Here is a 578-nt window from a genome sequence, read left to right as displayed (position 1 = left end):
CGCACGTCGAGCAACGCCTCGACCCCCAATAAGCGATCATCGCAGGTATCAACGTGGCTGCGAATGGCCAACAGCCCCATGCTTGCGGCCCAATCGCAATATTTCAAAGCCCGCGCGACAACGTCTTCTTGGGTCATGACCTGTTTGAGTTCGCCCCAAAGACCGATCCCCTCAAGGAGGGTTCCAGAGGCGTTTATGCGCGGCAGACCATAGGATAGGGTCGCATCCATGTGGAAATGCGGATCGACAAACGGCGGGCCCACAAGATCACCTGTTGCCTCGATGGTGCGCGCCGCCTCGGCGGTACCCAGCGCCTCGATTGCGGTAATCTTTCCTCCTGCGATGCCGATGTCCGTCACGCGCCCATCAGGCAGGGAACCCCCTTTGATAATGAGATCAAACATCAGCGTTCTCCTTTATTGAACGGCACCATGAGGGCCGCTGGTATTTCAGCGCGGCGCGACATCGCAACAAGCGCGATGATCGACAGAATATAGGGCATCATCAGGAAGATTTGGTAGGGAATATCAGAGCCGAAACTTGTTTGCTGGACCCGAATTTGTAGAGCGTCGAAGGCG

General features: G+C 56.6%; 1 protein-coding gene and 1 pseudogene. Both read right to left on the bottom strand.

The window, feature by feature from the left end:
• Positions 1-404: amidohydrolase family protein (locus tag AB9F27_RS22005; RefSeq protein WP_369758217.1), on the bottom strand; the 404-nt coding region annotated here is incomplete at its 3' end.
• Positions 404-578: pseudogene (locus AB9F27_RS22000) on the bottom strand (ABC transporter permease); the annotation flags it as partial. The gene AB9F27_RS22005 and the pseudogene AB9F27_RS22000, both read right to left, overlap by 1 nt.

Origin of the sequence: Falsihalocynthiibacter sp. CO-5D18 (assembly GCF_041205445.1) — a bacterium.
GTDB lineage: Bacteria > Pseudomonadota > Alphaproteobacteria > Rhodobacterales > Rhodobacteraceae > Falsihalocynthiibacter > Falsihalocynthiibacter arcticus.
Note: the sequence above shows the minus strand (reverse complement) of the source record. Positions and strands in the feature narration are given on the sequence as shown.